6 protein-coding genes and 1 pseudogene are annotated in these 6,431 nt (G+C 61.9%); 1 reads left to right on the top strand and 6 read right to left on the bottom strand.

All coding sequences use genetic code 11. The features are described 5' to 3' along the window. The 6 genes from DD1DGNOD_RS03015 to DD1DGNOD_RS02990 all read right to left on the bottom strand — a co-directional run. Window positions 1-213: aldo/keto reductase (locus DD1DGNOD_RS03015; RefSeq protein ID WP_131769393.1), on the bottom strand; the 213-nt coding region annotated here is incomplete at its 3' end. A 70-nt stretch (window positions 214-283) separates the two neighbouring features. Beyond that, window positions 284-787, bottom strand: coding sequence for a class IV adenylate cyclase (locus DD1DGNOD_RS03010; RefSeq protein WP_131766605.1), 504 nt, complete (start codon window positions 785-787; stop codon window positions 284-286). 5 nt (window positions 788-792) lie between these two features. After that, window positions 793-2,019: a cytochrome P450 gene (locus tag DD1DGNOD_RS03005; protein WP_131766604.1), complete on the bottom strand. Its 1,227-nt coding sequence runs from the start codon at window positions 2,017-2,019 to the stop codon at window positions 793-795. Further along, a complete protein-coding gene (locus DD1DGNOD_RS03000) occupies window positions 2,016-2,828 on the bottom strand; it encodes a class I SAM-dependent methyltransferase (protein WP_131766603.1) in 813 nt (270 codons plus the stop codon). The genes DD1DGNOD_RS03005 and DD1DGNOD_RS03000 overlap by 4 nt, the downstream gene beginning before the upstream one ends. Window positions 2,829-2,850: 22 nt before the next feature. Further along, entirely contained in the window at window positions 2,851-3,957 is a 1,107-nt protein-coding gene (locus DD1DGNOD_RS02995) for an aminotransferase class I/II-fold pyridoxal phosphate-dependent enzyme (protein WP_165034941.1), read from the bottom strand. Continuing rightward, entirely contained in the window at window positions 3,954-5,393 is a 1,440-nt protein-coding gene (locus DD1DGNOD_RS02990; RefSeq protein WP_131766601.1) for a hypothetical protein, read from the bottom strand. Before DD1DGNOD_RS02990 ends, DD1DGNOD_RS02995 begins: the two co-directional genes overlap by 4 nt. A 258-nt stretch (window positions 5,394-5,651) precedes the next feature. On the opposite strand from DD1DGNOD_RS02990, the pseudogene DD1DGNOD_RS02985 reads away from it, so the two are divergent. Continuing rightward, a pseudogene (locus DD1DGNOD_RS02985) lies at window positions 5,652-6,360 on the top strand (IS6 family transposase). The last annotated feature ends 71 nt before the right edge of the window (window positions 6,361-6,431 follow it).

Raw genomic sequence — 6,431 nt, 5'->3', positions numbered from 1 at the left:
ACCGCCGGCGAGGGCCTTGCCGACGATCTCCTCGGATTCACCGTGCGAGTAGACGTCCGCGGTATCGATGATATTGATGCCCGCGTCGAGCGCGCGGTGAATGATCGCGATGCTCTCGTCGTGGTCGGGATTTCCCCAGGAGCCGAACATCAGGGCCCCGAGCGTCAGTGGACTGACCTGGACTCCGGTCCGTCCGAAAGCGCGAAGTGTCACTTGTTCCACTCTCCTGTGAGATCGAGTGAGATCGGGACGGTGCGGCGCCGACCCAAGGTTAAAAATCAAGCTAATGTGACAGATCCAGTAGTAGATCGGCGTAGGACGTCGGGATGTCGGGTTCGGTCTCCAAAGCGAGTGATTGTCGGTGTTGCCGATGAGCAATATCTGCCTGCATGCCAGGTACAACGGCTGTTTCGAGCTCAACGAATGCGCCTAGTCCGGCAACCTCGTCAAGATGAACGATGGTCGAGTCGAGTTTCCATTTCTCCCGGGTCTTGACAACGTCGACCCGCACTCCCAGCAAAACCCCGAAGACGTTCCTGCACAAATCGGGATCGGTGACGTCGATGGTGATGTATGTGCACGACCGGTCGGGCCCCTGATGGCGGTGGTATGCGACCAGTTGCGCGGTGTCTACGGATATCCGAAGTTTGAGCCAGCCGACCGATACCTGGAAGTAGGTATCGCGTTGGTCCACGAATGTATCGAGAGACCCACCCGCGTCGATCAGCCGCTTCCGAACCTCAGCCAGGTCGACACATCGGATCTTCGTTTCGAACAGTTCTGGCATGGTCCTCAATCCTGTCCGGTGCGTGCGATCTCCAGGCGTACTGGACCGCGTACGAAAAAAGACTGTCCATAGTCGACGGTGGTGACGACGTAGTCAGGCACGAGTGACAGCAACTGCTCCAGAGCTAGGCGTGCCTCGACGCGTGCGAGCGGAGCGCCGAGACACAAATGGATTCCATGACCGAATCCGAGGTGCTGATTGGGTGAGCGAGTGATATCGAACCGCTCTGGATGGGGGAAGCGGATGGGGTCGCGGCCTGCCGCAGCCGTCAAGACCCAGACCGTTTCGCCGGGTGACAGGGAGACCGCACCGATCGCGGTATCCTCGGTCACCGTTCTGGGGTCGAACTGCGCCGGTCCACTGAACCGGATAACCTCCTCCACGGCGGCTCCGGTGAGTGAGCGGTCGGCAAGCAGGGCACGGCGCTGGTCGGGATGCGCGGCGATCAGCACGATCGCGTTGGCGATCAGCTTGGCCATGGTCTCGGTACTCGCCAGAAGGAGTAGTACACAGGTGGCGACGACCTCCGGTCTGGTCAGGGTTCCCGTGCGATGGGCTGCCAGCAGGTGCGCTAGCAGGCTGTCCTCGGCCGGCGCCTCACTGGCCAGTCTGCTGCGGGTATAGTCCGCCAACGCCCTCCCCGCGCTCACCGCATTGCGGTAGAGTGCCGCGGCCGTCGGCTCGGTGTCAGCCAACACCGCGGCAACGCTGCCGACGGCCATCTCGTGTGTCCACCGAATGACCTGGCTGCTGTCCGACTCCGGGACGCCCAGCATCCTGCATGTGACCAGGGCGGCGAGTGGGAACGCCACGCCAGTGAGCATGTCAATGGGTTCCCCGTCGCGTAGTGGCTCCTGCAGGGCGGCGAACACCTCCTCGACAGTGGCGCGGACGAGCGGTTCCCAGCGTGACACGGCGCGTACTGTGAAGCAGGGGCGCAGCGCGGAACGTAGCCGGTCGTGGTCGGGTGGATCGCTGCCCAGCATGGTGGCTGCACCGTCGTACCACGGTCCGAATTTCTCATCGGCGAGTACCCGCGAGGAGTAACGGGAGGGATCCCGGAGAATCGCGACTGCGTCATCGTATCCGGTCACCATCCACACGTCGGCCAATCCGTTATAAACACACCTGCCGAGCAACCGGATTCGCTCATAGACCGGAAACGGGTCGGCGACCACCTCCGGCGACATGAAGTTGATGTTCAGTACGGGTGTTCGGGCGGTCGCGGTCACGCCGGGACCTTTCCGAGCAGGATCATGTACTCCTGGTCGATACGGATGCCGTCAGATGTCGTCGATGACCTTGTGGTGAGCTGTTCGACCTCGGCGGTGAGCTTGTGCACCTGTGCCGGATCTAGACCACTGCAGGCCGCGATATGGGACGCGGAGTTGGTGAACAAGAACTCTGTGGCAACCCCAGCGGACGCGAAGTTCCACGGGACAGTCGCGGTGAACGTCATCACGTCGGTGAAGTGTCGCTCGAGCCGGGTGATGACCACTGCTTCGTTGGCCCAGTCATTGCGCTCCGGCACACCGTCCGGCAGCGGTCGGTAAGCCTTGAGGATCTCCTCGACCTGACCAAAATAGCTTCCGGGCGTGAATCCGGCTAGCCCCACGACACCCCCGGGCCGCAGTACCCGGCGTGCTTCCGCGATAGCGATATCCGGTCGCGGCACCCACCAAAGCCCGCAGACTGACAGGACAGCATCGAAAGATGCAGACGGGAACGGAAGATCTTCAGCATCTCCCAGGACAGTGCGAATAGCCAAGCCTTCCGTCTGCGCGCGTTCGATAGTCAGGTCGACCATGCGTGGGGTGAGGTCGACAGCGCTCACGGAGGCTCCTCTGCGCGCGGCTGCAATTGCGACATTTCCCGTGCCGGTCGCGACGTCCAGCACAGCCTTGCCGGGTCGAATGTCAGCGCTCTGGCACAGGTGTTCAGCGATCGGCATTACGCGTGTGGCAAGTTTCGCGTAATCTCCTTTTTTCCAGGTCTCGCGAACATGGTCCTTGTATGCGGCGGCGGCGGTTTCGGTTATCATCGGATATCCTCCGTGATTGCATTCATTGTGCGGCGTCAAAAGTCGTCAGTGCCGCGACGACTTGATGCAGCAGGGATACCGGTGCGGCGGTGAACTGAAGAAGTGACGCGAAACCTGTGTGATCTTCGTGGGAGCGGACCATCACGCCGTTCCTGGCGAGATGGTCTTTGAGACGGCGTGCATCGTCCGGTTCGCCGACATCCACGGTGAGAAAGTTGGCGTCACTTGCCAACGGCGAAAATCCTTTCTCCAAGCCGGCCACCTGGCCGGCGAGCCACTCGCGTCCGTCGATGATGTCTTCCCGGATCGCGTCGAGTTCCTTCTTACGGTTACGATGCAATTTAAGTGCCATCCAGGCAGTAGCGCCGGACACAGCGGCAGCCCGACGCCATCGGCGGAGATAGTCGATCTTTGATGGTGCGCCGATGACGTAACCCAAACGCATCCCGGCCAGCCCGGCGCTCTGGGAAAAGGATCCGATCCGTACGATGTTGTCCCATCCGCGGACGGGCTGGAGTCTGTCTTCCCCGCGAAAGGCTTGATAACACTGGTCGAGTACGAGCAGATGTCCATGAAGATCGGCCACAGCGGCAAGGGCCATCATGGCCTCATCGCCGAGGGACCTGCCTAGCATGCCGTGCGGGTCGGTCACGACGAGGACGGTCGACGGCGTGCGTTCCATGGCCCGCACGGCGTCGACCGCCGCAAAGGACAGCTCGCCAGGCCGCGGCAGCCAAGGAAGAACGTCGATGCCTCGCAGTTGGGCGTGATACCGGTAGGCCGGATAGGTGGGATCTTGCAGGATCAAGGAGCCCGATTGGACGGCAAACGCATCGATGATCACTCCTATCGCGTCGTCGGATCCAGGGAAGATCTCCAATTCCTCAGGAGAGCAGTCCGCAACATCGGCCAGTTCGGTGATGAGTTCCGAGTAGATCGGGTATTTGGTCACGGCCGTCGACGGAACTTCCTTCAGCAACGTGGCTATCAACGGATCGAGCGCTGGATGGATCAGTTCGTTGCGCGAGAGGTCCAAGACTCCACGGGGACGGGGGCGCCGGCCAGGGGCGGCCAAGCTGCTCACCCGCGGGTCGAAATACCACTGGGCCGACGTCGCGAAATCGGTCATGCCGCGGCCACCTCCTTGTCGGCGAAGTAACTGCATAGGCAATAGCCGATGAGCCGCTCCGCACGTCGACGTTTCCTGCAAGCTTCGAGGCTGCGGCCCCGAGCGAGCGAGTACGGTACTTCGACGTCGGTTTCCTCACGGCAGCGCAGGTAATCTGTCGCGTAATGCAGCCCGCTGAATGACACCGATCCGCCAGTGTCGATATTCCACTCGTGTACAGCCAGTGCCATCTGTGCCAGCTCGTTGTCCATCGTCCGTGCGCCCAACAGCCGCGCGACCTCACGCTGGGCGTGGTCCTCCTCCAGGACCGTCGGCACCGACACATGGAGGCCACTGTCCAGCGCCGGCACTCGATCGAGGAGCAGATTCGGCGGCCCGTCCGATACCTGGCGCACCCGTATACCGGACAGCAACCCGTATCGCGAGGGCACAAAAAGTCTGTTGTAGATATCCTTCGGTTCGTCGAGCGTCCCCAACTTCCCCACATAGATGATCTCACGGGCACCCAAGTTGCAGCATTGCCGCGCCAGTCGGCCACCGATAGATCCCCAGTAACTGAACCGCACCCCCAGCAATGTGACTCGCCGACCCCTTGGTCGGCTGAAGGTCGAGGCGTCATAATACGGTGTCGCCTGATGCTCGATGCGGTGATAACCGACACTACCGAGAATGTCGGAAAGCAATTCTATCTTGCCGAGCACGACAGTTTCAGCACCGTTGACGAGCGATTCGTTAAGCCCCGTCCATTCGGCGATTGCGTGCTCCGCGTCCGGATAGTGCCACACCCGCAGCAACTGCCCGGTAGGGCGGGTGTACCGGCTCATCGCGTGTGCGACAAGGCTGGCGTAGTGAGTCACGTAGTCATGTCCTGGAGGCACCGCGATGCATAGCAACTCCTGGCCGTAAGGATCGTGTGCTTTGAACAGTTCGGGCCGCACGCCATTGAGTATCTTGTCCGGCTGCTGATTTGAGCCGAGCGACTGTTGCACCCGTCGTCCCAGCGCCGTGGCAACCAAATTGAAATGGGCCGGGTACACACCGTGGACCTCGATGGGCACCCTCCGCACGACCGCTCCGCGAATCAGCTCGGTCGAAACTCGCTGATCAACGTAAGGATCAAGGTCTTCTGCCATCGTGTGGTCGCTCGGTCGAGCCATAGGTACGCGGTTCATCGGGTATCTCGCCCGCCGGGAATACATGTTGAGCAGCGAGGCATCCGCCTCCATCTGCGCCTCCTGCCAATCCAGCCCCTGCCGGGCCAGGAAGACAAACCATTCGGTCAGATCGTGGGGGTACGCCCGCACGGTGTTCGGGGATCGCTCGATGTTGGTCAGGTGCGCCTGATACGGCTCGGTCGGCGCGACCGGGCCGTCGTCTCCGAGTACGGTCCATGGCTCACGCCGCATGGCAGGTGAGGGCGGAAGCTGAACGAGCATCGCTCCTCCACAAGATCTGTATAGCGGAAAGTGTTCAGATGGACACGTCTGTCGGACGAATCCGGCGAACTTCCCCACGATACCATTCTCCGGTCACAAGAATGGTCATACGATCGAATGGAATTTGTCAAGACATATGACCATGATCTCTTGTGTGGCCTGTTTGATCTGGTCGGTCAGATCGTGGGGGTACGCCCGCAGGGTCCGTTGCGTTGGCGAGGTCCGCTGTCTCGGCGTCTGATCAGTCATGATCGATGGATGCGTCGACGTGCCGTCCGTCCACCGGTCCCCGCCTCGGAGTTCACCGGATTCCGCTTCCCGCCCGAGGTGATCGTGCTGGCGGTCCGCTGGTACCTCCGCTACAGCCTGTCATACCGGGACGTCGAAGAGCTCCTCGCCGAACGCTGCCTGGTCGTCGACCATGACCGTCTATCGGTGGGTACAGCGGTTCATCCCGCTGCTGATCGACGTCGCTCGGCCCTGCCGGCACATTCCTGGGGATCGGTGGTTCGTCGATGAGACGTATGTGAAGGTCTCGGGCAGGTGGATCTATCTGTACCGGGCGGTCGACCAGTACGGGCAGGTCATCGACGTCCTCGCCTCCGACCACCGCGATCTGGCCGCAGGCCGCCGCTTCTTCACCCGCGCTCTGTCTCACGGCCGCCGGCCGGTCGAAGTCACCACCGACCAGGCCGCTTCCTATCCGCGGATCCTCGACGAGCTGCTGCCCGCCGCCTGTCACATCGACGCGTGGCGGGCGAACAACCGGATCGAATCCGATCACAGCCAGCTGAAAGCCCGACTGCGGCCGATGCGCGGGCTCAAACGTTTCCGCTCCACCCAGATCGTCAGCTCCGGGCACGCCTTCGTGCAGAACATCCGCCGTGGCCACTACGAACTCGCCGTCGACGCCGACCCGCGGCTGCGGGTGTCGGCTGCCTTCGTCGAGCTCACCCTGGCGGTCTGACCAGTATTCAGGCAGGGTCCGCCATGTCTTGCTTTCCCATAACGCAACAGACCCGGACGAGTAGGTCGGGG

Source organism: Candidatus Protofrankia californiensis, assembly GCF_900634765.1.
Taxonomy (GTDB): Bacteria; Actinomycetota; Actinomycetes; order Frankiales; family Frankiaceae; genus Protofrankia; species Protofrankia californiensis.
Note: the sequence above shows the minus strand (reverse complement) of the source record. Positions and strands in the feature narration are given on the sequence as shown.